This is a genomic window from Mucilaginibacter pedocola (assembly GCF_002013915.1).
Taxonomy (GTDB): domain Bacteria; phylum Bacteroidota; class Bacteroidia; order Sphingobacteriales; family Sphingobacteriaceae; genus Mucilaginibacter; species Mucilaginibacter pedocola.
Map to the genome: position 1 here is coordinate 674,707 of NZ_MBTF01000001.1, position 23,367 is coordinate 698,073.

General features: G+C 45.5%; 22 protein-coding genes and 1 other RNA gene. 10 read left to right on the forward strand and 13 right to left on the reverse strand.

The features are described 5' to 3' along the window. Positions 1 to 42: 42 nt before the first annotated feature. The 5 genes from BC343_RS03000 to BC343_RS03020 all read right to left on the reverse strand — a co-directional run bounded on the left by BC343_RS03000 (position 43) and on the right by BC343_RS03020 (position 4,634). Positions 43 to 1,173 carry an aspartate aminotransferase family protein gene (locus tag BC343_RS03000; RefSeq protein ID WP_078346223.1) on the reverse strand — a complete coding sequence of 377 codons (1,131 nt, stop codon included), beginning with the start codon at positions 1,171 to 1,173 and terminating at the stop codon, positions 43 to 45. Between the two features lie 77 nt (positions 1,174 to 1,250). Further along, complete coding sequence (argC, locus tag BC343_RS03005; RefSeq protein WP_078346224.1) at positions 1,251 to 2,300, reverse strand: N-acetyl-gamma-glutamyl-phosphate reductase; 1,050 nt, start codon at positions 2,298 to 2,300, stop codon at positions 1,251 to 1,253. Between the two features lie 40 nt (positions 2,301 to 2,340). Next, positions 2,341 to 2,691, reverse strand: coding sequence for a cupin domain-containing protein (locus tag BC343_RS03010; RefSeq protein WP_078346225.1), 351 nt, complete (start codon positions 2,689 to 2,691; stop codon positions 2,341 to 2,343). Beyond that, the gene (gene argG / locus BC343_RS03015; RefSeq protein WP_078346226.1) at positions 2,684 to 3,883 is read right to left on the reverse strand and encodes an argininosuccinate synthase; all 1,200 of its coding nucleotides are present in this window, start codon (positions 3,881 to 3,883) and stop codon (positions 2,684 to 2,686) included. The genes BC343_RS03010 and argG overlap by 8 nt, the downstream gene beginning before the upstream one ends. Positions 3,884 to 3,980: 97 nt before the next feature. After that, positions 3,981 to 4,634: an N-acetyltransferase gene (locus BC343_RS03020; RefSeq protein ID WP_078346227.1), complete on the reverse strand. Its 654-nt coding sequence runs from the start codon at positions 4,632 to 4,634 to the stop codon at positions 3,981 to 3,983. Between the two features lie 343 nt (positions 4,635 to 4,977). Here BC343_RS03020 and BC343_RS03025 point away from each other — a divergent pair, with 343 nt between their 5' ends. From BC343_RS03025 to BC343_RS03035, 3 genes are all read left to right on the forward strand, one after another. Then, complete coding sequence (locus tag BC343_RS03025; RefSeq protein ID WP_078346228.1) at positions 4,978 to 5,496, forward strand: 2'-5' RNA ligase family protein; 519 nt, start codon at positions 4,978 to 4,980, stop codon at positions 5,494 to 5,496. A gap of 94 nt (positions 5,497 to 5,590) precedes the next feature. Further along, positions 5,591 to 5,689: signal recognition particle sRNA small type (ffs, locus tag BC343_RS03030), an RNA gene on the forward strand. Positions 5,690 to 5,798: 109 nt separating this feature from the next. After that, complete coding sequence (locus tag BC343_RS03035) at positions 5,799 to 6,761, forward strand: YpdA family putative bacillithiol disulfide reductase (protein WP_078346229.1); 963 nt, start codon at positions 5,799 to 5,801, stop codon at positions 6,759 to 6,761. 43 nt (positions 6,762 to 6,804) lie between these two features. On the opposite strand, the gene BC343_RS03040 is transcribed toward BC343_RS03035, so the two are convergent. The 4 genes from BC343_RS03040 to BC343_RS03055 form a co-directional block, all read right to left on the reverse strand. Then, on the reverse strand, positions 6,805 to 7,224 hold the full coding sequence (locus BC343_RS03040) for a molybdenum cofactor biosynthesis protein MoaE (protein WP_078346230.1): 420 nt from the start codon (positions 7,222 to 7,224) through the stop codon (positions 6,805 to 6,807). Positions 7,225 to 7,227: 3 nt separating this feature from the next. Further along, positions 7,228 to 7,470, reverse strand: a complete 243-nt coding sequence (locus BC343_RS03045) for a MoaD/ThiS family protein (RefSeq protein WP_078346231.1) — start codon at positions 7,468 to 7,470, stop codon at positions 7,228 to 7,230. A 54-nt stretch (positions 7,471 to 7,524) separates the two neighbouring features. After that, complete coding sequence (locus BC343_RS03050; RefSeq protein ID WP_078346232.1) at positions 7,525 to 7,947, reverse strand: secondary thiamine-phosphate synthase enzyme YjbQ; 423 nt, start codon at positions 7,945 to 7,947, stop codon at positions 7,525 to 7,527. Positions 7,948 to 8,199: 252 nt separating this feature from the next. Continuing rightward, the gene (locus tag BC343_RS03055) at positions 8,200 to 8,940 is read right to left on the reverse strand and encodes a DUF5020 family protein (RefSeq protein WP_078346233.1); all 741 of its coding nucleotides are present in this window, start codon (positions 8,938 to 8,940) and stop codon (positions 8,200 to 8,202) included. A 113-nt stretch (positions 8,941 to 9,053) separates the two neighbouring features. Here BC343_RS03055 and BC343_RS03060 point away from each other — a divergent pair, with 113 nt between their 5' ends. Together BC343_RS03060 and BC343_RS03065 are read left to right on the forward strand one after the other, a co-directional pair. Further along, entirely contained in the window at positions 9,054 to 10,205 is a 1,152-nt protein-coding gene (locus tag BC343_RS03060; RefSeq protein ID WP_078346234.1) for a hypothetical protein, read from the forward strand. A 188-nt stretch (positions 10,206 to 10,393) separates the two neighbouring features. Beyond that, positions 10,394 to 11,761: an APC family permease gene (locus BC343_RS03065; protein ID WP_078346235.1), complete on the forward strand. Its 1,368-nt coding sequence runs from the start codon at positions 10,394 to 10,396 to the stop codon at positions 11,759 to 11,761. A gap of 13 nt (positions 11,762 to 11,774) precedes the next feature. Here the strand turns inward: BC343_RS03065 and BC343_RS03070 are convergent, their stop codons facing one another. Continuing rightward, the gene (locus BC343_RS03070; protein ID WP_078346236.1) at positions 11,775 to 13,439 is read right to left on the reverse strand and encodes an ATP-binding protein; all 1,665 of its coding nucleotides are present in this window, start codon (positions 13,437 to 13,439) and stop codon (positions 11,775 to 11,777) included. A 205-nt stretch (positions 13,440 to 13,644) separates the two neighbouring features. Between BC343_RS03070 and BC343_RS03075 the strand changes: the two genes are divergently transcribed. Next, a complete protein-coding gene (locus BC343_RS03075; RefSeq protein ID WP_143822041.1) occupies positions 13,645 to 13,920 on the forward strand; it encodes a hypothetical protein in 276 nt (91 codons plus the stop codon). 147 nt (positions 13,921 to 14,067) lie between these two features. Here BC343_RS03075 and BC343_RS03080 read toward each other — a convergent pair whose 3' ends face one another. Beyond that, positions 14,068 to 14,424, reverse strand: coding sequence for a nuclear transport factor 2 family protein (locus BC343_RS03080; protein ID WP_078346238.1), 357 nt, complete (start codon positions 14,422 to 14,424; stop codon positions 14,068 to 14,070). Positions 14,425 to 14,586: 162 nt separating this feature from the next. On the opposite strand from BC343_RS03080, the gene BC343_RS03085 reads away from it, so the two are divergent. Next, positions 14,587 to 14,979 (forward strand): BLUF domain-containing protein, encoded by a 393-nt coding sequence (locus tag BC343_RS03085; protein ID WP_078346239.1) that lies wholly within the window; start codon positions 14,587 to 14,589, stop codon positions 14,977 to 14,979. A gap of 66 nt (positions 14,980 to 15,045) precedes the next feature. Here the strand turns inward: BC343_RS03085 and BC343_RS03090 are convergent, their stop codons facing one another. Continuing rightward, positions 15,046 to 15,420 (reverse strand): DUF779 domain-containing protein, encoded by a 375-nt coding sequence (locus BC343_RS03090; protein ID WP_078346240.1) that lies wholly within the window; start codon positions 15,418 to 15,420, stop codon positions 15,046 to 15,048. Between the two features lie 194 nt (positions 15,421 to 15,614). Beyond that, positions 15,615 to 17,117, reverse strand: a complete 1,503-nt coding sequence (locus tag BC343_RS03100; protein ID WP_078346242.1) for an aldehyde dehydrogenase family protein — start codon at positions 17,115 to 17,117, stop codon at positions 15,615 to 15,617. A gap of 165 nt (positions 17,118 to 17,282) precedes the next feature. Between BC343_RS03100 and BC343_RS03105 the strand changes: the two genes are divergently transcribed. From BC343_RS03105 to BC343_RS03115, 3 genes are all read left to right on the forward strand, one after another. Next, a complete protein-coding gene (locus BC343_RS03105) occupies positions 17,283 to 18,215 on the forward strand; it encodes an AraC family transcriptional regulator (RefSeq protein WP_078346243.1) in 933 nt (310 codons plus the stop codon). Between the two features lie 168 nt (positions 18,216 to 18,383). Further along, positions 18,384 to 20,810 (forward strand): ABC transporter permease, encoded by a 2,427-nt coding sequence (locus tag BC343_RS03110; protein WP_078346244.1) that lies wholly within the window; start codon positions 18,384 to 18,386, stop codon positions 20,808 to 20,810. Positions 20,811 to 20,950: 140 nt separating this feature from the next. Beyond that, positions 20,951 to 23,356: an ABC transporter permease gene (locus BC343_RS03115; RefSeq protein ID WP_078346245.1), complete on the forward strand. Its 2,406-nt coding sequence runs from the start codon at positions 20,951 to 20,953 to the stop codon at positions 23,354 to 23,356. The last annotated feature ends 11 nt before the right edge of the window (positions 23,357 to 23,367 follow it).

The following is a 23,367-nucleotide window of genomic DNA, read 5'->3' on the forward strand; positions in this document are numbered from 1 at the left end:
CCCTGTCCCGCCATGTAGCGGGGTAGAGTTCGTATTTTTATGTTATGAATTTTTTAAAGTAGTATCAAATGCTTGCAGGAATTTATCGGCATAAGCTTTTGTTAAGTTAAGTGCCGGTAAAAGCCTCACTACGTTCGGTTTTGCTTCGCCGGTAAATATCTGGTGCTTAAACAGCAGGTCCTTTTTTACGTTAGATAATTCGGCAGGCAGGTCGATGCCTATCATCAGGCCCCGGCCACGTACTTCGGTAACCTTGTCGAACTTTTTCAGTTCGCTGATCAGGTATTCGCCTACTTCGGCAGCGTTCGCCATCAGGTTATCCTGCTCAATGGTTTCCAATACCGCTAAAGCGGCAGCGCAAGCCAAATGGTTACCGCCAAAAGTGGTGCCCAGTTCGCCGTACCATGGTTTTATTTTTGGCGATATGCTAATGGCACCTACCGGGAAGCCATTGCCCATGCCTTTTGCCATGGAGTAGATATCGGCATCGATACCCGCAAAATCGTGCGAGTAGAATTTACCGGTACGCCCGTAACCACATTGTACGCTATCTGCAATAAACACTGCATTGTGCTCATCACATAACGTACGTATTTTTTGCAGGAAAAGGATGGGAGCCACCTGTATACCCCCCACCCCCTGTATACCTTCGATGATCACTGAAGATATTTCGTTATCGGCAAATGCCTGCTCTAACGCAGCTTCGTCCGCCCATGGCAGAAAAATAGCGTTCTCTGTTTCGTTTACCGGCGCTACGATCTTAGGGTTATCGGTAACCGCAACTGCCAGCGACGTACGCCCGTGAAAAGCATTTTTAAAGGCGATAACCTTCTTTTTGCCATTGTAGAACGATGCCAGCTTCAGCGCGTTCTCGTTGGCCTCGGCACCCGAGTTGCACAGGAAAAGCTGGTAGTCTTCTTTACCAGATACCTGGCCCAGTTTTTCAGCCAGTTGTTTTTGCAGGGGAATCTCTATAGAATTGGAGTAAAAACCTATCTGATGCAATTGGTCTTCTAAACGCTTTACGTAATGCGGATGGGTGTGCCCGATAGAGATTACTGCGTGGCCGCCATAAAGGTCGAGGTATTCGGTGCCTTTGTCGTCATACACAAGGCTGCCAATGCCTTTAACAATATTGATTGGATTGATTGGATATACGTCGAATAAATTCATATGCCCCAAACCCCTAAAGGGGCTTTTAAAAGTTAAAAATTTTGTTAATTCTGCTCCCCCTTTAGGGGGCTGGGGGGCTAAAAAGCTACCCCCTTAAGTCGTAATCCTGCGCGCTCATCCAGTCCAAACATCAGGTTCATGTTCTGAACCGCCTGGCCCGAGGCGCCTTTCAATAAATTATCCATAATACTGATAATGAATATCTTATTATCATGTTTCTTCACCTGCACAAAGCATTTATTAGTGTTCACTATCTGTTTCAGGTCGATATCCTTGCTGGTAACATGCGTGAAAGCGTGGCCAGCGTAATAGTGTTTGTAAAGTTGCAAAGCTTCCGCTTCCGACAGGTCGCTTTCGGTGTAAATAGAAGCAATGATACCGCGGGTAAAGTGGCCACGGTAAGGCACAAAGTTTACGGCCTCGGCAAAAGCGGGCTGCAATTGCCTAAGCGATTGGCCTATCTCGTTCAAGTGCTGATGGCTAAATGCCTTGTAAACAGATAGGTTATCGTTCCTCCAGGTGAAGTGCGTGGTAGGCGATAAGCTTTGCCCCGCACCGGTAGAACCTGTAGTAGCGGTAATGTGTACCTCATGAGTAAGCAAACCTTTGCTTGCCAACGGCAACAGGCCCAGTTGCAAGCAGGTAGCAAAGCAACCCGGATTAGCAATATTATCAGCGGTTTTAATAGCCTCTCTATTTAGCTCAGGCAAACCGTAGACGAAGTTCTTAGTCTTAAGTTTTGAGTTCTGAGTCAGGCGGAAGTCTTGGCTCAGGTCTATAACCTTTACGCTATCAGGTATTTCATTAGCCTCTAAAAACTTTTTGGCATCGCCGTGGCCAACGCAAAGAAACATTACGTCGATAGCGTTAGACAATTCCGAAGCAAATTGCAGGTCGGTATCGCCAAACAAGTCGGTATGTACTTCGTATACGTGTTTACCCGCGCTGCTGGTGCTATGCACAAATACGATATCCACGTTGGGGTGGTTGATGAGTATCCGCAGCATTTCGCCGCCGGTATAGCCCGCACCGCCAACAATACCTACCCTGATGGTATCTCCGGCCCCCCGGCCCCCTGAAGGGGGAGTAGAAGTTGAATTATTTTGATCTATATTTTCAATACTCATGATATTCAAGTTATTGTTCCCCCTTCAGGGGGTTAGGGGGCTATACGTTAACCCTATCCTGTTTTGTAGATGGTGCAGAGTATAAAATAAATTCCAAGTCCGAGCTTTCTTTGTTTGCAATGAAATGCTTTTGACCGGGTTTTATCTCGATGCCCTGCTCTGGTTTTAAAACATAAGTTTCGCCGTCGATGTTGAATGTTGCCCTGCCTTTCAGTATGAAAAAGAATTGCGAGGCACTTTCGTGATAGTGCAGCTGTTCGGCAGTATCGGGCGGCATTAGTTCCTGTTTTATCGATAGCGCGTCGGTATCCACGTAGTTCCAGCCGTAGCAATCGTCGCCCCAGCGGTAGTGGCTCAAACATTCGCTCCGCGAAAAAACGGGATTACTCATTGCTGCCGTTCACTTTATGATATATCATCACCTGGTTGCCGAATATCTTCGAGAAGCCTTTTACATCTTCGCCGCTCCATGCGTTGTTCATTTCGCCGTAGCTGCCAAATTTGTTCGACATCAAATCATGATCCGATTCGATACCCACTACCTGGAAACGGTATGGGTTAAGCTGAACGAACACTTTACCGCTAACCTGTTTCTGCGTATCGGTCAAAAAGGCCTCGATGTTGCGCATAATAGGGTCGTGGAACTGCCCTTCGTGCAACCAGTTACCGTAGAACATCGATAGCTGGTCTTTCCACGATAATTGCCATTTGGTCAATACGTGTTTTTCAAGCGTGTGGTGTGCTTTGATGATGATCATTGGGGCAGCCGCCTCAAAACCAACACGGCCTTTAATGCCTATGATAGTATCACCAACGTGTATATCGCGGCCTACGCCGTAGGGCTGTGCAATGGCCTGCAATGCCTGAATGGCTTTGGCAGGGTGATCGTATTTTTCACCATCGATAGCAACCAGTTCGCCTTGTTCAAAAACAAGCTCCAGGTCGCGGGTGCCGGTTTCGGTAACTTGGGTTGGCCAAGCATCTTCGGGTAAACCAAGGTGCGATGTAAGGGTTTCTTTACCACCTACCGACGTACCCCAAATACCTTTATTGATAGAGTACTTCGCTTTCTCGAAGTTCATCTCTACACCGTGTTTCTTCAGGTATTCGATCTCCTCTTCGCGGCTCAGTTTCAAGTCGCGAATAGGCGTGATGATCTGCACATCCGGTACCAGGATATTGAATATCATGTCGAAACGAACCTGGTCGTTACCGGCGCCGGTGCTGCCGTGAGCAACAAATTCGGCACCGATCTCTTTGGCATAGTTAGCAATAGCAGTTGCCTGGCTTACACGCTCGGCACTAACCGATAACGGGTAAGTGTTATTCTTCAATACGTTTCCGTAGATGAGGAAACGCACGCAAGTGTTATAGAAGTTCTCAGTTTCGTCAACCACGTGGTGGCTGGTTACGCCCATTTGGTAAGCGCGTTGCTCAACGCCTTTCAGCTCTTCATCGCTAAAACCGCCGGTGTTCACAATTACCGAGTGTACTTCGTAACCCAGATCGCGGGTTAAATAAATGCAGCAAAATGAGGTATCTAAACCGCCGCTGTATGCTAAAACTACTTTTTTCTTTGCCATTTTTTATTGTGTATCGGGTAAAAGACGGGAAGTATCGCGTCTCTACGTGTCGTTTATTTTAATTGCAGAGACGCGATACTTCGCGTCTCCTATAACGTTAATGGAACGCGATAACGTGCTCGAGTCGCTTTTTAATAGCCGCCTCAATTCGCTCTAATAGCGTCGCTTTGTGCGTTATCTTCTTCATTTTCTCTTCGTACTGTTTCTGCACTTCGGCCGGATCGAACAGCATGGCGGTGCACATGCAATTTTTGCGGCCTTTAGCGGTAAGGATGTCGAAGTTTACGCAGCTGGTGCAGCCTTTCCAGAAGGCCTCGTCCTGTGTCAGTTCCGAATAGGTCACCGGTTCGTAGCCCAATTCAGAGTTTATCTTCATCACGGCAAGGCCCGTAGTTAAACCGAATATTTTTGCATCGGGATATTTTTGGCGCGATAACTGGAATATTTTATGCTTAATAGCTTTGGCTAAACCCGCCTTGCGGTAAATAGGGTTTACAATAAGGCCCGAGTTGGCCACAAAGTCGCCGTGGCTCCAGGTTTCTATATAGCAAAAGCCTGCCCAGGTGCCGTCTTTATGCAAAGCGATAACCGCTTTGCCTTCCAGCATTTTATTGGCAACATATTCGGGCGAGCGCTGGGCAATGCCGGTGCCGCGCGCTTTAGCAGATTCTGCCATTTCCTCACATATCATGGCTGCAAAATCTGCATGTTGTGCAGTAGCTACCTGTATGTCAAAATCTTGTATGGTCATTATAGTAGAAAAATTACCGTTAAATTATTGGCGGTTAAGCCATTAATAATTAGAGTGGGTTTGGGTAAAGAAGTTTAAAGGCTCCTTTGAGGGCGCGGGAACTAAAACCTAATTCAAACGCGTGGGATAAAAACCCGTCGTCGGCAGGGAAGAGATAGCAAAACAAACGAAACTAAAGCAGCAGCAACCGGGGCAAATATTGCCTTGGCTACCGTCATGTTTGAGTTTTTTGTATTCATTTTTTGATGAATTTTACTTGCTTTTAAAATTTGTGCAAAGTATCGCATAATAATTTATTTATGCAAGAAAAAACTTTGATTATGAGATTAAGGTTAGGAAATAAATGGCCATAGAAAATCCGTTACTTTTAACACTTAGTTTAGATGCCGAAGCGAAGCTGTATTTCAATAAGTTACGTAAAAAGTATTTCCCTGCCGAAAGGAACTTTTTAGATGCTCATTTGATGCTGTTTCATCAGATACCGGCCGGTGAGGAAACTATCATTGAAAATATCGCCTCTGCGGCATCAAAATTTGGGCCGATGGACTTACAAATAACGCAGGTGGTTTGCATAGGTAGGGGAGTGGCCTACAAGGTTGAATGTGCAGCATTAATGCAATTGCATAAACACCTGCAACAGCAATGGCAACATTGGCTCATCCCGCAGGATAAACAAAAGCTTTGGCCGCATATAACGGTACAAAACAAAGTAGAGCCTGCGGTTGCCAAACAACTTTCCGCAGAACTTTCGGCAAGCTTTTCGCCGTTTACGGCGTGCGGAACAGGCTTAACTTTGTGGGAATACCTTGGCGGCCCATGGCAATTTGTACAGCAATTCGACTTTACAGGGGCTGCGCAGTAAATTTTTCCTCTTGATAATCAAGCCGTAGGCGCGATAATTGCCAATTTTAACAATTTGTTAATTGTAAACACATCATTTTTCTATCTTTGCGCCGGGGTAAGTCTTTTACGGCCAGCTCCTCTTGAACTCCCCCAGGGTGGGAACACAGCAAGGGTAGAGAGTTGAGCGGCGCGATAAAAGTAGCTTACCCTTTTTTATTTTCTTATTTTTCCAAATCATTTCTTTCCTTCATCATTTGACATTCGAAATTCATTATTCGATATTCATTTACCGTTGCACGCTTGTTTCCCTATCTTCGCACTATGCTCGATATACTCATTATTGGTGCCGGCCCTATTGGTTTGGCTTGCGGACTGGCAGCGCAAAAAGCAGGGCTTAGCTTTGTTATAGTAGAAAAAGGCTGCCTGGTAAATTCGCTTTACAATTACCCCGCTACCATGACCTTCTTCTCTACCAGCGAACGGCTGGAGATAGGCGGCGTTCCCTTCATCAGCGTAAACAAACAACCCAACCGTAACGAAGCATTGGAGTATTACCGCCGTGTCGCATTGGATAACAAGCTGCCTATAAATTTATTTGAGGAAATTACCGGTATCAGGCACGACGGCGAAGCTTACACCATCACCAGCGCCAAGCGAACCTACCGTGCAAAAAGAGTGATACTTTCTACGGGCTTTTACGATATAGCCGTTAACCTTGATATCCCCGGCGAGAATCTGCCTAAGGTAAAACACTACTATAAAGACCCGCATTATTACGCCATGCAAAACGTAGTGGTGGTAGGCAGCAGCAACTCGGCTATTGATGTGGCTTTAGAAACCTACCGCAAGGGCGCTAATGTAAGCCTCGTTATCCGCGGCGAAGATGTAAGCCACCGCGTAAAATATTGGGTTAGGCCGGATATTATTAACCGCATAAAGGAGGGAAGCATTAAAGCCTATTTTAATTCGAACCTGGCCGCTATACGCGAAAGCGAAGTAGATATACAGACGCCCGAGGGCTTAGTAACTATCCCTAACGATTTTGTAATGGCCATGACGGGTTACAAACCCAATTTCGATTTCCTGGCCAAACTGGGTATCAACCTTACCGAAGATAAATTTATCCCTCAATACAATCCCGAAACCATGGAGACCAACTTACCCGGTATGTATCTGGCGGGTGTAGTTTGTGGCGGGCTGGATACGCACTTGTGGTTCATCGAAAATTCGCGCATACATGCCGAGATGATCATTGGCGATATTGTGAGTAAAGAGCAACGATAAGTAACGAAGCATTTTTACACTACAAAAGGGTTACTTGTTGCTGTTAGGGATGAGCAGCCACCCAAACCTCGCCGTCGTCGAACACCTCTTTTTTCCAGATGGGGACGGTTTGTTTAAGGGTATCTATAATATAACGGCATGCCTCAAAAGCTGCTGCACGGTGCGCTGCCGACACCGCAATAACTACTGCTACTTCGCCAATTTGCAACACGCCGGTGCGGTGATGGACCAATACTTTTTGCACGGGCCATTGGGCAAAAACTTGCTGTGTAATTTTATTGAGTTCGCTAATGGCCATTGGTTCATAGGCTTCAAACTCTAAGCGCTGTACCGTTTTACCTTGAGTTGCATTTCGTACGGTGCCTATAAATACATCAATACCACCCGATTCGGGCGACATTACCCAATCGATGCAGGCTTGCACGTTTAGCGCTTCGGTATGTAATTCTATTTGGGTATTCATGGCTTATCCTCCACTTACTGGTGGAATAATAGCAATTTCATCGCGTTCCGATAATGGCAAAGTATCATTGGCATATTCGTTGTTCACGGCAACCATATAGCTTGCCAATTGTTTCAGTCGAGGGTAGGCGGTTTCTAAAGTGCTTTTTAAGTTCGCTGTGGTATCATCCCCGGTGAGTTCAACAGCAATGCTGCTGCCGCCGAAGATATCTTTGGCAATGCCAAATGCAAGTACATTAACTTTCATAAGCTTTACTACAAATATGCAGATTTATAGGATCAATAAAGGCTTACTTATTGGTTATTCGCCCCAGGCGGTTATCATAATGCTGCGCTGTCCGCCGTGGTTGCGGTGTTCGCAAAGGTAAATGCCCTGCCAGGTTCCCAATGCCAACCGGCCGTTACGAATGGGTATGGTTATCGAACAGCCCAGCATAGCTGCTTTAAGGTGCGCTGGCATATCATCGCTGCCTTCGTAATCATGTATGTAATCGGGGTCGTTTTCGGGCACGGCCTTGTTGAAGTACATTTCAAAATCCTGCCGAACGGTTGGGTCGGCGTTTTCGTTAATGCAAAGCGAAGCAGACGTATGCTGAATAAATACCTGACATATCCCCATCCTTATCTCGGCCAATTGCGGCAAGGCATGTTCAACTTCATGGGTAATAATATGGAAACCGCGCCTGCGTGCCTGTAAGCGAAGCCCCTGCTGGAATATCTTCATAAGCTGATAACTACCGAACCGGATAGAAGTTCGGACTTGCAGGCAATATTAGTAAAGGCGGGGAAATATATTTGCAAAATATCAATCAGAAAAAACAGCCGGCCAACAAGCAATTTACTCACTTAACCCAATGTTGAGCACCTTACCCAAGGCACGCTTTTGCTACCACTTAACAAATAGCAAAGGCACCGGCTGCTTTATATTCCCATTGACGGATGTTTTTGCGGCAGTGTTACACCTGCCTGCAAATAATTATAGTTTTATTTTCATGGCAATGGTGGGGTAGGCTTCCACCACGTTATCGGGTGTGTTTACATGGTAGTAGATGTTCAGTTTGCTACCTGCGTACAGCCCTCCGCTTAAGCGGTACCAAAACTGCGGCTTGGCAAACACCGAAAAACGCTTACCCTGCAGCCCCGCGGTTGCATCGTCGCCATGGTTTTTATTCTCCGTCCAGCCCGATAGGCTGCCTGCCAATTCTGCCCGGTAGTTTAAAAAGCCTCGGTAAAAATACAGGGTATATAAAAAATCTTTGCTGGGTTTAATGTAGGGGGTATAGCGGTAGTTGAGTACGCTGCTCAAAAAGGCGTTTCCCAATTTAAACGGGTAGCTAAGGCCAATGCAAAAGGTATTGTTAATGTAGTAACTGTATTGTCTTGGTTCGGTAATGCCCAAGCCACCGCTGTATTGCAGGTTGATGTATATTTTAGGTTTCCAAAACCTTACCTCCTGCGATACCTGCATGTAGTATTTACCCATATTACCATTTTTGCCCAACATGTCGGCCTGTAGTTTTAGCAGGAAGCTTCCGGGCTTAACAAAGGCTCGCCCGCTATCCGGCTGCTTAAAATATTCGAAGTAAAGGGTAGGGTAATTTTTGCTGTAACGGCCCGGGTTTAAGCTATGCCGCACATCATAATGTAGTTGCAGTTGTTGCGCATTTGCCCTGTTGGCGAGAACTATGGTGATAAATAAAAAAAACAAATATTTCATGTTTGATAAAGTGGATGAGAATGCGATATTGCGCTACCAAAGGTCAGCTAAGGCACCGTTTTTAAGCGGTAGCGGAGCGGAAACCTAACGGAATTGTATTTGCCGACACGATCATGGAGAATGCCGACCTGCAAGTTTTTTGTTTACTATACCGGGAAGCCTATTCCCGCTGTTTTGGCGGCCCACTTACACAACCATTAACCGAAACAGAAGGCAAGCTTTTTCAGCAACAACTGCTGGACCATACAGGGCTCACCGTAGGTTGGCGGTCATTAAAAAATTACTCGATATTTATTTTAAACGATAACGGGCAGGAAAACCCCTCTGTGGCATCTATGGATACCCTTGCGCGTTATGTACTTAAAGCACCCTATACCAACGAGATACAGCGCAAGGATACCGAAAGCCATCACCCATATTGGTTTTTATACCGCGAACGGCACCTTGCCGCCCCCGTTTTGCCCGAGGAACCCAAAAAAGGCAAGAGCCTGGTATGGGCTTTCCTGGTGGCTTTACTGTTACTTGTTGCCGGTTACAGTTCATTTAAATGGCGTAATTATATATCCGTTCACGAAGATTTTAAAGATGTTAGTGAGCAGGTGCTATTGAGGGAATGGCAAGTTTTAAACAAGCAAGAACAATACTGGGCCCGCCGTAACGATGTACCCGGCCTGCTTACCATGTTTACCTTAAACGGCGATAATTGGCCTGATAGTAGTTCAGCATTACCTAAAATAAGCAACCTGTTAGTACGTAACCTCCCGGCCGGCTGCTTTATGGCCGAGCTATATATGGAGGACTTTATACCTATGGCCGAATGGCAGCAAGCCGGTATTTTGTTGCTGGAGGATACCACGCTTACCAGTAAAGCCATTAGGGTATCCTTAGCGTATAACGATTTTTTTGGCGGCTATAAGCGCCCGAAAGAGATATTGGTGCAAGGTATAACCACCAGCGGAAGTAATAAACCCGAAGAGTTTGTGCACAACACGGTGCTTACTTTAGATAGCCTGGCCAATAAGGACATTATTGCGCAAAACATGAAGCGTACGGCGCTGCGTATAGAAAAGCAAGGCAGCCATTTCCGCTTGTTGTATGCCGGTGGTGCCGGTGCCAATGCTGCCTATAAAGAGATAGGGGTAAAGGAACTAAACATTGAACCTCGGTTTATTGCCCTTTTTGCCCTGAAAGGAAACATAGACAGCACACCCGTGGTGCCCGTTAAAATGAAGAAATTTAAGTTGGAAAGTATAGAGTGTGAGTAGTTGAGTCTGAAGACCGGAAGTCCGCAAGACAGGAAGTCCGAAAGTCCGAAAGTTGGTAGTTTGATCTGATAAACACAATGCAACTTTCGGACTTGCCGACTCACCGACTTTCGGACTACATCAACATTTACAAACTGCTGACCCAATAAATTTTAGCGCGTGCCCGCGTACATTTATTTTTGCAGGCTATGGCTGAAGAAACACTCGCGCGCCGCCTTACCCTTACACAGGCAACAGCCATTAACATGACCGATATGGTAGGCATTGGGCCTTTTATAACCCTGCCTATGGTTATTGCCACCATGAACGGCCCCTGGTTTTTATATGCCTGGCTTGCAGGGGCGCTGCTATCAATGGTTGATGCCATGATTTGGAGCGAACTCGGCGCAGCATTCCCCATGGCCGGCGGGTCATACAATTTCCTGAAAGAAACTTACGGCAAAACCAAACTGGGCAAGCTGATGAGCTTTTTGTTTGTTTGGCAAACCATGATACAGGCGCCATTGGTAATAGCCTCAGCGGCCATAGGCTTCGCCGATTACTTTTCGTACCTGATGCCATTATCATACATCGAAGGTAAAATAATGAGCGGTGCCGTAGTGGTGCTTATTGTAATACTACTTTATCGTAAAATAGAGGCCATTGGTAAAATAAGTATGGTGCTTTGGGTAGGGGTACTGGTTACTATGCTCTGGATAATATTTGGTGGTATAGCCCACGGCAATTTCTTTCACCCAATTGCGCATATTAATGATGGTATTAACCTCAATTATGGCTTTGTGGCGGCTATCGGCTTTGCCAGTGTAAAAAGTGTTTACAGCTACCTCGGTTACTACAATGTTTGCCATTTGGGTGGCGAAATTATTAACCCCTCGCGCAACATTCCGCGCAGTATGTTTTTCTCAATAGTGGGTATTGCTCTGTTATACATGCTGATGAATGTAAGCGTGGTAAGCGTTATACCCTGGCAGCAGGCTATGGGCAGTAAATTTGTTATCAGCGAATTTATGAACATGCTAATGGGGCCCGTTGCTGCAAAAGTGGTTACCTGCCTGATACTGCTGGTAGCCTTTTCCTCAGTATTCTCGGCAACTTTGGGTTACAGCCGTATACCTTATGCCGCCGCGGCCGATGGCGCTTTTTTTAAAGTATTTGCGCGACTGCACCCCACAAAAAACTTCCCATATGTGTCGCTATTGGCACTGGGCGGTATTGCCTTTGTGTTTAGCCTGCGTTTAAAATTGGTAGATGTAATACACGCAATTTTAGCTATGCGTATACTTACCCAATTTATAGCCCAGGCAATAGGTTTATTATTATTGCGGAAACAGCGCAAAACAAATCTTTTCCCGTACAAAATGCCTTGGTTCCCGGTGCCGGTTTATGTGGCTATTGCAATGTGGTTTGCCATATTGGTATCTACCGGGCTCGAAATGGTTTCCGGGGGATTAATTGCTATTGCTGCCGGCTGTGTGGTTTATTTCATCAAAGCCAAAATAAATAAGGAGTGGCCATTCAAGCCTTCTGCAGCGGCCGTTACCAAACTAAAGAATTAAGCAAGGCCGCCTCTTATTCCAAAGGCAAACTGAAGTAAAAGGTAGAGCCTTTGCCAATTTCGCTTTCTGCCCAAATTTTGCCATCGTGGCGTTGGATGATTTCGCCGCTGAGGTATAACCCTATCCCAAAGCCGCTTATATGCTGGGTATGTTTAGTTTCTACACGGTAAAAACGGTCGAACAACCTGTCCAGGTGTTCGGGTTTTATACCCATACCTTCATCGCGAACGCTCACTACAACCTTTCTACCTTCAGTTTTGCATTCCACTTCTATAATGTTGCCACGAGGGGAATATTTGATTGAATTACTGAGCAGGTTGCTAACTACACTGCCTATTTTATCGCGGTCGGCCACAATACTTATTTGTTCGCCCGGCAGTAAGGTGATGGTGTGGTGTGCTGTGGTAACCCTGGCTTCCTGAATCATTTCTTCAAGCAAAAGGTTCAGTACAAATTCTTGTTTTTCCAGTTGTATTTTACCCGAATCTAAACGCGATACATTCAGGAATGCGTTTATCATGCCCGTCATTTTTTTTACCTGCGCTCCAACTTTATCTAAAGCATTATTGGTAAAATCATCGGCATTGTTTTGTGCGCGGCCGCGCAGCATTTGTATATAGGCGCTAAGGGTTGTAAGGGGCGTTTTAAGTTCGTGGCTCACCATGCCTATAAAGTCGTTCTTGCGCAGGTCGTCGAGCTTGCGTTCGGTGATATCCATGAACAAGCCCGAATATTCCATAGGCTTACCGTCTGCTGTGCTGAATACCCGCCCAGTAGCGCGCACCCATTTTGTTTCGCCTGTTTGCTGGTTGGTGATGCTGTATTCGGTATCGCTGCTTTCGCCTTTAGCAATAGCGTTGCTTAATACGGTTGTAAGCATTTGGTGGTATTCCGGATGGATCGCATTCATTATTTTCTCCATCGAAACGTTTTCGTCCAACGGAAAACCGAACATTTCTTTAATAAACCCCGAGATGGTAACCTCATAGGTCTCCGGGTTAATGCTCCATGTACCCATGTGGCCGGTTTCTATAGCTTGCTTCAGGCGTTCCTCACTATCCATTAGCTTGCTTATCACGTTTTCGAGGTGCCCCTGTATCAGGTTCAGCTCGTCGTTGGCGCTCTCCAAATCGCGGTTAAGCTGTTCACTTACTTCTACGTTCCTGCGCTCGGTAAGCAAGTTTTCTTCAGAAGCAGAGAGTTGATCGGATGCGGAAAGGTGGAAGGCTATCAATTCGGCAAACAACGTAAACATGCCGGTTGTCTGCGGCGTCTTCAGAATGTTGGGCTTGGGGTCTATAGCGCAGAGCGTACCAAAAAAGGCACCATTCTTTAAAAAGATAGGTACCGAAATATAGCTTTGGAAGCCATACATAGCGGGGGTATGGTGTTGGGCGAAGGCAGGGTCGAGTGCCACATGGTCTATAATAACGGCTTCACCGCTTTGCCTTATTTCGTTACAAATGGTGGTTTCGAGTTTTAATTCGCCACCCGGTACCAGTCCGAAGTTGATCTCGTCGCGCACGCTGCAGGCTATCCAGCGGTCTTCCGTAACGCGCGCCACTGCCGAAAAGCCCATACCCGTACTGCGGCAAACCACCTCCAGTATCGATTGTACGATGGGTATCCGGCTTACGGCTTCAATATCGGCCTTTATGTTTTCAGGCAGTTCGCTCATTTTTGGGTGGCTTAGCGTTGTTGTACAAATTACTAATATTTCATTTATATTGAAAAAATAAATTAGGATCTGGGTTGGTGGCTATTTAACCGCGGAGAACGCGGAGGTTACACGGAGGTTCGCAGAGGGGTTTGCAAGTTTGTTAGAGATTTTTATGATGTTGAGTTTATTTTATGCGTACTTTTATAACATAAAACCTACCTGTATGCGCTTGATATTGATAACCTTACTGCTGATACCGGCTTTGTGCTTTGCCCAGCGCGACCCTGCCGAGCCTGATATGAGTAAACTGAGCTGGCTGATTGGCAAATGGATACGTACCAATGCCCGTGCAGGCACATCGGGCTATGAGCAATGGGAGCAGAAAAGCCTTACCGAATTAAAAGGTTTTGGCGCGCGCATAAGAGGTACCGATACCACCATTACCGAACGCACAACTTTGTTGATAAAGGATAAGGCCATTTTAAACTTACCCAAATAAGCGACAATAGCTTTACCTGCGAAAACCCCGAGCACGATTTTCCTAAAAAGATAGAGTACGTACTAACAGGCGACAAACTAAAAGCCACGATATCTGCTGATGGGAAGGCCATCGATTACCTTTTTGTAAAAGCGGAGAAGTAAGAAGCTATTCCTTTATTTCGATGATGTAGCTATCCATGGTTTGCACCTTGCCATTTACAAATTTATATACGTCGCAAAAGCGGCCTTTGTACGGGCTGCCATCGGGGTTTTTCATTTCCATACTGCCGGTGCAGGCGGCGTTGTTGCCATCAACCACGATTACGTCTTCGTGTAAAATAGGTTCGCAACCGGCGGGGGCATCTTTCATAAAATCGAGGATGGCTTGTTTGCCGTTCAATAACACGTGCCCTATCATATTCCAAACCACATCATCGGCGCAGTGGCCTACAAACTTATCCATCTCGTTGGTTTCGAATGCCTTGTTAATGCTTTTTACAATATCTCTAATGCTTTCCATCATTATTTATGTTTTGGTTGGATGTAAAGATGGGGGCTTCTTGTTAAGTTGCGCACGAGTAAATACGCCAATACCGCAGTGCTTTTGCGGCATGTTTATTAATTACCTTAACCCAATAAGGAATAACGAGCCTAAAGCTGGCACGTGGTTGGTATATTAGTACTAATGTATTATCTAATTTACAGTAGTTACGCCAGTATTCCGTTTACCGATGAGGATTTAACAGAATTGCTTGTACCATCGCGACAGCGGAATTTATTTATGGGGGTAACCGGTGTTCTGTTTTATTTCGATGGCAAATTTGTGCAGTTGATAGAGGGTAAAGAAGCTAACGTAAAACTTTTGCACGAAAAATTATGCCGCGACGAGCGCCATAATGATCTGCAGTTGCATAAAGAGGGCGAATTGAAAAAACGGTTGTTCCCTAACTGGTCGATGGCTTTTAAACCAATTGCTATAGAAAACATTAAAGGGGTGCATGGCTTTAACGATATGACTTTACCCAATGCGGTAAATATCGATTCGGTGATGACTTTATACCGGGCACTGGGAAAATAAAAAAAGAAACCCGGCGCTTAAAGCAACCGGGCTCCCATCATTAAAATATAAACCTGAGTAAAAAGCCTAATCTTCAATAAAGCTAACGGGTTCTAAATCGGCCAGCTCGTCGTCAGTAAACATACGCGATTGTATCATGAACCTGTAGCCGGTAGGTATCTCGATAGAGAAACTGGAGCCGCGGCCCTTTACAATGGTAACGGTAAGCTGAGTATGTTGCCAGTATTCAAATTGGTCCTTACTCATCCAAAACTCGCAGCCGTCTATCTCGCCCAGTTTTACATCGGCACCGCCCAGCTTAAAATCGCCCTTCTCAAAACACATCGGCGACGAGCCATCACAGCAACCACCACTTTGGTGGAACATCAACTCACCGAAGCGGGTTTTTAGCTCGGCTATCAGGGTGGATGCTTCGGGGGATACTAATACGCGCTTTACCATATGTTACGTTGTTGCTTTAACGGCGATTTTTTTACCGCAAAGTTCGCAGAGTATCTGCATGTCGGTTAACGCAAAGGGCGCAAAGATTTTTTTATCGCTTTCAACCAACTTTCTCTTAAAACCTCCGCGTCCTTTGCGCTCGTCAATTTGCAAATCCTCTGTGCACTTTGCGGTTAAATAGCCACTAACATCCATTAAAAGAACCCTAATTTATTCTTATTATACGATATCAGCATGTTTTTATGCTGGCGGTAATGATCAAGCATCATTTTGTGGTTCTCGCGGCCAAAGCCCGATTTTTTGTACCCGCCAAATGGTGCGTGGGCAGGGTAGGCGTGGTAATTATTTACCCACACCCGCCCGGCCTGTATAGCGCGGGGCACCTGGTAAACTTCGTGTGCGTCGCGGGTCCACACGCCGGCACCCAGGCCATACATGGTATCGTTGGCAATAGCAATAGCTTCTTCGGTTGTTTTAAAGGTGGTAACGCAGGCAACCGGGCCAAATATCTCTTCCTGGAAAATCCGCATCTTGTTATTGCCCTTAAACAGCGTAGGTTGAATATAGTAGCCGCCTTCCAGTTCGCCATCCAGTTTGTTTACATCGCCACCGCAAAGCACCTCGGCGCCTTCTTCTTTACCAATTTTAAGGTACGATTGTATTTTTTCGTACTGGTCGTTACTCGCTTGCGCGCCCATCATGGTACTATCGTCAAGCGGGTGCCCCATTTTAATGGCTTTAGTACGCTCAATAACGCGGGCCATAAATTTATCGTAAATGTTCTCGTGCACCAATATCCTCGATGGGCAGGTACAAACCTCACCCTGGTTCAGGGCGAACAACACGGCGCCCTCAATGGCTTTATCAAAAAACTCATCATCAGCATCAGCAACCGATTCGAAGAAGATGTTTGGCGATTTACCTCCCAGTTCTATAGTAACAGGGATCAGGTTTTCTGACGCATACTGCATAATTAAACGCCCGGTGGTTGTTTCGCCGGTGAACGATACCTTGGCAATACGAGGAGACGATGCCAATGGTTTACCCGCCTCGGGGCCAAAACCTGTTACGATGTTTAGTACGCCCGCGGGCAATACATCTTTTATCAGGTCCATCAGCACCATAATGGATGTTGGTGTCTGCTCGGCCGGTTTTACTACGCAGCAGTTACCGGCTGCAAGTGCAGGGGCTATCTTCCATGTGGCCATTAGCAGCGGGAAGTTCCACGGAATGATCTGGCCAACAACGCCCAGCGGTTCGTTGATTACTATAGAAACGGTGTATTCGTCGTGCTCGGATATGCTGCCTTCTTCGGCGCGTATAACACCGGCGAAGTAACGGAAATGGTCTATCACCAACGGCAGGTCGGCATTTTTGGTTTCGCGAATGGCTTTGCCGTTATCAATAGCTTCTACCGTTGCCAGGTAGTCTAAGTTGGTTTCAATGATATCGGCTATCTTATTTAATAAGCCGGCACGGTACGCGGCCGATGTTTTGCCCCAGGTTTTGAAGGCCTCGTGTGCGGCATCTAAAGCCAGCTCAATATCCTCTTTGGTAGAGCGGGCAGCTTTGGTAAACACTTTGCCATCAATGGGCGATACGTTATCGAAATATTCTCCTTTAACGGGGGCAACAAATTTGCCGCCAATAAAATTGTCGTACTTCTCCTGAAAAGAAGGTTTTGAATTAGTGCTCATGATAATTAGTTTTTTGTTTCGAATTGGTAAAGGCTAAGGTAGGCGGGGGCATCATCGGGCATTTGCACGATGTTATCAATTGATAGCACAATGGTGTCAAAAAATATTTGGCGTTTGCAGATGCTTTAAAATACCCCTACTTTTAATTTACCAAATTATAAGCCCATGACAAACGGGAATTTATTGTCGCCGCTCAACCTTTCCACCGGGAAAGAACTTAACACACTGGTAGAAAACCGCAAAGCCTACACGCTTAACCATTGCGAACTGAATGTTTTTGAAACTTATCAGCGTAGCGAACTGGTGCCGCTTACTTTTACGGACCTGGTGATAACCAGCATGCTACGCGGTAAAAAGGTGATGCATTTGTTTGATAAGCCCGGCTTTGATTACCTGCCCGGCGAAACGGTGATTGTACCGCCCAACATCACCATGAAGATAGATTTCCCCGAAGCCACCGCTAATCAACCTTCGCAATGCACCGCGCTGGCTATCAACCAGCAGGAGATATTGAATACACTTGATTTTTTGAACGAAAACTATCCGCGCGAAGACAAGCACGACTGGCGGCTGAACTATAATCAGTTCCACTTCTTCAATAATTACGAACTGGCGCAGCTTATTAATAAGCTCATCCGCATTAGCACCGGCGATGCGCTAACCAAGGACGTATTGGCCAATCTGACGCTGAAGGAATTGCTCATCCGCATTATGCAGATGCAGAATTTTAACGAGCTGAAGGATAGCGCACACGAACTCAGCGGCAATAACCGCTTCGCTTATGTGCTGGAATACATCAAAAACAACCTGACCAGCAAACTTAGCATCGATGCCCTTTGCCGTATGGCCTTTATGAGCAAGGCGAGTTTTTTTCGCGCCTTTAAGCACGAGTTGGGCATATCGCCGGTGGATTATATCATTAAGGAGCGCCTGCAATTCGCCAAACAACTGATGAATAACCCATACAACAGTATATCCGAAGCTTGCTTTAAAGCAGGGTTTAACAATCTCAACTACTTCAGCCGTGCCTTCAGGAAGATAGAGGGCATTACGCCAAGCCAGTATAAAATGCGGGTGAAGCATACAGGGTTAAATTGAGAGCCACTATTTTCTCGTTGTTTACTATCGCCACTGTATCGTAACCGAACACCCACTGTTACACATGCGTACATTCCGAACAACTTGTTAAATAAATAAAATATTAATAATGAGGCATTTGTGAATATGGTATAGCTTTTAACTACGTTAGGTACAAAAGATCTTACCATGTTAAAAAACTACTTCAAGATAGCCTGGCGTAATATCATTCGCCATAAAGGTTATTCTGCTATAAATATTTCGGGCTTAAGTGTGGGCATTGCTGCCTCGTTGCTCATTTTCGTTATCCTGCAGTTCGAGCTAAGCTTTAACACTAATTTTAGCAATTACAAAAACATTTACCATGTGGTAACCCAGCAAATGGGCGAGGATGGTACTACCTATAACCCGGGCGTGTCTGTCCCCGGGCTGGATGCTTTGCGCATCGATTTTCCGCAGGTAAAATTTGCGGCGTTAAACTCCAGTTATGGTAGCCAGTTAACCGTACCCGGTAACGACCCGACCAACGCCGTTAACGATAAAAAATTTTCCGAACCTCTGGGGGTGGTTTTTATAGAACCGCAATTCTTCGATATTTTTCAATGGGATTGGCTGGCCGGCGACAAAAAAGCCCTATTGCAACCTAATATGGTGGTGATAGATAAAAGTACCGCTACCAAATACTTTGGCGATTGGACAACTGCCATGGGCAGAACGCTAAAAATGGATAACGTTTTAACGTTAAAAATTGCCGGTGTAACAGCTGATGCACCGGGCAACAGCGATTTTCCTTTTAAAGTGATGGTATCTTACATCACCTGGAAACAACACCCCAACGATTATGATTACTCGAACGTATGGGGATCGTTAAGCAGCAACCACCAGATATTTGCCGAATTACCCGCAAATATGTCAGCCGCAAACATGGATAAACAGTTGGTTGGCTTCACTGCTAAGTACTCAGAAGATAAAACGAAAGTAACCCGTGCACACTTTTTGCAAGCCCTTAAAGATCTGCACTTTGATACCCGTTTCGGCAATACCCTCGGCGATCATAGCACCAGCATGGCAACGCTGCGTATTTTAGGGCTTATTGCAGTGCTCATCATCGTTATGGCATCTATCAACTTTATCAATCTTTCTACAGCACAGTCGGTAGGGCGTTCAAAAGAAGTGGGTATACGCAAAGTGTTGGGTAGCAGCCGTAAACAACTTATATTGCAGGTAATTGGCGAAACAACATTGATAGTATTATTCTCGGTTATAATAGCCATCGCCATAGGCCTGGTAGCGCTTCCTCATTTAAAAAACATTGCCAGCGTACCCGAAAATATGGGTTTGTTTAATTGGGGTACCGTTGCATTTTTATCGCTCACAGTAGTTGCGGTTATTCTGTTATCGGGTATTTATCCGGCGCTTATCGTATCGGGCTTTAAACCTATACTGGCCATCAAAAATAAAATTACCGCTGCATCTGTTGGCGGCATACCCTTGCGCCGGGCGCTGGTAGTTGGGCAGTTTGTTATTGCGCAATTACTCATCATAGGCACATTGGTAGCCGTAAAACAAATGAATTATGTAAACGAAGCCGATTTAGGTTTCAATAAAAGTGCGGTGTTAATACTGCCCGGTTATACCGACAGCATTAGCCTGAGCAAAATAGAAACCTTTAAACAGCAATTGCTTCAAAACCCTCAGGTAAAATCGGTAAGCTTTGCTTCAGATGCGCCATCGTCAGAAAACAACTGGGCCTCGAACTTTTATTATAACAACGACCCTAAAGGTGCCACCTTCGCCACCTTCCTGAAATATGGCGATGCGGATTATTTTAAAACCTTCGGGTTTAAATTTGCAGCCGGCAAAGGGTACGACCCAAGCGATACAGTCCGCCAGGTAGTGGTTAACGAAACATTGATACACAAACTGGGGGTTAACAAAGCCGAAGATGCTATTGGCAAAACACTGAAAGTTGGCGGTGCCAAAACCTGGGCAACTATTACCGGCGTGGTTAAAGATTTTAAAACAAATTCTTTGCGCGATGCCGTTAAGCCTATTACCATCTCGCCCCGCAAACAATTTGAAAGCCTGGCAGCAGTGAAGATAGAAACAGCACACCTTGCCCAAACCACCGCAGCTATTAAATCACTATGGGAACAAACCTATCAGGAGTACGCTTATAATGGGTACTTCCTCGACGATAACATTGCTAAATTTTATGAGCAGGAAAACAAGCTGGCACTGGTTTACAAAATATTTGCAGGCATAGCCATCTTTATTTCTTGCCTGGGCTTGTATGGGCTGGTATCGTATATGGCGGTGCAGCGTACCAAAGAAGTAGGTGTGCGCAAGGTATTGGGCGCTTCGGTGGCAAACATCGTGTTCATGTTCTCTAAAGAGTTTTTACTGCTGATAGGGGTAGCCTTTATGATAGCTATGCCGATAGCCTGGTATGTAATGTCGGAATGGCTGCAAAACTTTGCTTACCGCATACCGCTTACAGCTGGTGTATTCATTATGGCAATAGTAGGCTCAATGGGTATCGCCTGGCTAACTGTAAGCTATAAAGCCATTAAAGCTGCATTGGTAAACCCGGTGAAGAGCCTGAGGAGCGAGTAAGTTCATAGATGATGGTTCATGGCAGTTAATTGCGTGCAGCTACCATGAACTATCATCCATCAACTATTAACCAATAGAATCGGTGAAATCAGAGAAATCTGTGGAATCGGTGCAAAAATAAATCGGTGTAATCCCAGAAAATGAATAACATAAAAATAGCCTGGCGGAGCATATGGAAACATAAAGCTTATTCGCTTATTAACATTATAGGTTTAACCACCGGGCTTACCGCCTGTTTAATTGTTGCCGCGGTTGTTATCGACGAACTATCGTACGATAAACAATGGAGCAAGGGCGACGATATTTACAGAGTAATATCCATCAACTCGGCCGTTAAAGGTGAGGAGCGGCAGGCTGTTACTTTTTCTGGTCTGGGGCCATCGCTAAAAAAAGACCTGCCCGAGGTGGCTGATTATTGCCGCATATCCGTTGTGAAAAATCGGCTTAGGCTCGGCGAAGCCAAAGATGGAGTAGCCTTTGAAAGCATGCGTGCCGAACCGACGCTTTGGAACGTGCTCGACCTTAACATAGTACAGGGCAACCCCAGGAAGTTTGTAAAAGGCTATACCAACCTCATCATCACCCAAAAAATACAACAACAATACTTTCCCGGCCAAAGCCCGATAGGTAAAGTAGTATACACCGTGCCTGATTTTGGCGAAAAAAAGGCATGCCTTATTACCGGCGTTGTAGATAAGATACCTCAAAACACACACCTGCGGTCGGACATTATTACGCTCGACGAGTTGCCGCCAAGCTATGATGAGATGCCTAAACCCGACGGCGCTTTTACATTTATGGCACAATACATTTTGTTGAAACCCGGCACATCGGCTTCTGCTTTTACCACCAAGGTAAATAACTGGTATAAAGCAAAGGTTACACCTAAAAAACCTGATTACCTGTTTCAATTTCAGCCCATAAAAGATGTTTATTTAAGATCTGATCTGGCGGGCGGACAAAGAGTACAGGGCAGCATGCAAAACGTGTACATTTTTGGTGCAGTTGCTGTTTTTCTGTTGCTTATTGCCTGTATTAATTTCATCAATCTTACTATATCAAGGGTATTTACACGTGCAAAAGAAACAGGCGTACGCAAGGTGCTTGGAGCAGGTACCGGCCAACTCATGATGCGCTTTTTGTCGGAGTCGGTTTTGTTTTTTGCCATATCGTTTACCCTCGCTATTGTACTTTACCAGTTTTTAATAAAACCGGTAGAAAGCTATTTGGGGCATGCCTTAACCGTTAGTTTGTACGATTCTGTATTTCTGTTGGTAGCAATAGTAGTTGTATTGGTGGTAAGCATCGGTACGGGTATTTATCCGGCCTGGTTTTTATCGCGCCCGCAACCAAGCGTTATATTCAGGGGGAAAGCTTCCGGACATATCCAGCTTAATTTCCTGAAGAAGGCATTGGTTGTTGGCCAGTTTGCCATATCGGTTGCCATTATATTGGTTACGCTGATTGTGCATAACCAACTCGATTTTATTGGGACAAAGGACTTAGGTTTCGATAAAAATAACCTCATAAGTATAGCTTTTACCGACTGGGGCAAAACCGGGCAGGTATTTAAACAAGCGGTAAAGCAATTACCGGGTGTAGAAAATGCAAGCATCAGCAATTGGTACCCAACAGGGGGAGCGGGCAATATGTCTACAACCATAGAGGTGAAGGGCGAAAAGGTAAACGTATTTTTTATACAGGCGGATGCCGATTTGAGTGATGTGTTAAAGCTTCAGCTTAAATCGGGCAGGTTGCTTGACGCAGGCACACCATCAGACGTTATCAATGCAGATTCAGCAATGTGGGGGAGTAGTAAAGAAACAAAAGATAAAGCTGCGATACAGCCCCTGGTAATCACTTCTTACACGGCCGGTTTCCTGAACGCAAAACTGAATGTACCTGTAAACTTTAAAGGCATGCCGGTGGGCATAGTAAAAGATTTTTACAGCGAATCGTTACGCACCAAAATCAAGCCCACGTTAATTATGGGGCTGGATAATCCGCAATATGGTTATATGCTGATAAGAGTTATACCGGGTGCCGAAAAGCAGGTACTTACGGCAATGAGCAAACTTTATAAACAGTTTTATCCCGAGAGAGCCTTCGATTATAACTGGATAAACGACCAGGTGGACGAGCAATATAAAGCAGAATTTAAGCTTCAGCAATTGTTCACTTGTTTTAGCGTGTTCATCATTTTCCTGGCATGCCTTGGGCTTTTTGGCTTGGTTAGTTTTACGGTAGAGCAGCGCGTAAAAGAGATTGGTATACGTAAGGTGCTTGGTGCAGGCGTAAGCAGTATTGTTACCCTGATAGCTAAAGATTACCTATGGCTCATCATCGTAGCGGTAGTAATTGCTTCGCCGGTGGCCTGGTACGCCATGGATAAATGGTTGCAGGATTTTGCTTACCATATAACTATACAGTGGTGGGTATTTGCCCTTGCAGGTGGCTCTGCTGCGCTAATTGCATTTGCTACCATTAGTATGCAATCGGTAAAAGCTGCATTGGTAAATCCGGTGAAGAGCCTTCGTTCCGAATGATGTGCAGATGA

Excerpts from the sequence above, each read along its gene's own strand:
- BC343_RS03060 (WP_078346234.1), top strand. The coding sequence starts at position 9,054 with ATGGAGAATGCCGACCTGCAAGTTTTTTGTTTACTATACCGGGAAGCC.
- BC343_RS03035 (WP_078346229.1), top strand. The coding sequence starts at position 5,799 with ATGCTCGATATACTCATTATTGGTGCCGGCCCTATTGGTTTGGCTTGC.
- BC343_RS03070 (WP_078346236.1), bottom strand. The coding sequence starts at position 13,439 with ATGAGCGAACTGCCTGAAAACATAAAGGCCGATATTGAAGCCGTAAGC.
- BC343_RS03065 (WP_078346235.1), top strand. The coding sequence starts at position 10,394 with ATGGCTGAAGAAACACTCGCGCGCCGCCTTACCCTTACACAGGCAACA.
- BC343_RS03105 (WP_078346243.1), top strand. The coding sequence starts at position 17,283 with ATGACAAACGGGAATTTATTGTCGCCGCTCAACCTTTCCACCGGGAAA.
- BC343_RS03010 (WP_078346225.1), bottom strand. The coding sequence starts at position 2,691 with ATGAGTAATCCCGTTTTTTCGCGGAGCGAATGTTTGAGCCACTACCGC.
- BC343_RS03115 (WP_078346245.1), top strand. The coding sequence starts at position 20,951 with ATGAATAACATAAAAATAGCCTGGCGGAGCATATGGAAACATAAAGCT.
- BC343_RS03025 (WP_078346228.1), top strand. The coding sequence starts at position 4,978 with ATGGCCATAGAAAATCCGTTACTTTTAACACTTAGTTTAGATGCCGAA.
- BC343_RS03100 (WP_078346242.1), bottom strand. The coding sequence starts at position 17,117 with ATGAGCACTAATTCAAAACCTTCTTTTCAGGAGAAGTACGACAATTTT.
- argG (WP_078346226.1), bottom strand. The coding sequence starts at position 3,883 with ATGGCAAAGAAAAAAGTAGTTTTAGCATACAGCGGCGGTTTAGATACC.
- BC343_RS03045 (WP_078346231.1), bottom strand. The coding sequence starts at position 7,470 with ATGAAAGTTAATGTACTTGCATTTGGCATTGCCAAAGATATCTTCGGC.
- BC343_RS03080 (WP_078346238.1), bottom strand. The coding sequence starts at position 14,424 with ATGATGGAAAGCATTAGAGATATTGTAAAAAGCATTAACAAGGCATTC.
- BC343_RS03050 (WP_078346232.1), bottom strand. The coding sequence starts at position 7,947 with ATGAAGATATTCCAGCAGGGGCTTCGCTTACAGGCACGCAGGCGCGGT.
- BC343_RS03040 (WP_078346230.1), bottom strand. The coding sequence starts at position 7,224 with ATGAATACCCAAATAGAATTACATACCGAAGCGCTAAACGTGCAAGCC.
- BC343_RS03055 (WP_078346233.1), bottom strand. The coding sequence starts at position 8,940 with ATGAAATATTTGTTTTTTTTATTTATCACCATAGTTCTCGCCAACAGG.
- argC (WP_078346224.1), bottom strand. The coding sequence starts at position 2,300 with ATGAGTATTGAAAATATAGATCAAAATAATTCAACTTCTACTCCCCCT.
- BC343_RS03110 (WP_078346244.1), top strand. The coding sequence starts at position 18,384 with ATGTTAAAAAACTACTTCAAGATAGCCTGGCGTAATATCATTCGCCAT.
- BC343_RS03000 (WP_078346223.1), bottom strand. The coding sequence starts at position 1,173 with ATGAATTTATTCGACGTATATCCAATCAATCCAATCAATATTGTTAAA.
- BC343_RS03085 (WP_078346239.1), top strand. The coding sequence starts at position 14,587 with ATGTATTATCTAATTTACAGTAGTTACGCCAGTATTCCGTTTACCGAT.
- BC343_RS03090 (WP_078346240.1), bottom strand. The coding sequence starts at position 15,420 with ATGGTAAAGCGCGTATTAGTATCCCCCGAAGCATCCACCCTGATAGCC.
- BC343_RS03020 (WP_078346227.1), bottom strand. The coding sequence starts at position 4,634 with ATGACCATACAAGATTTTGACATACAGGTAGCTACTGCACAACATGCA.
- BC343_RS03075 (WP_143822041.1), top strand. The coding sequence starts at position 13,645 with ATGCGCTTGATATTGATAACCTTACTGCTGATACCGGCTTTGTGCTTT.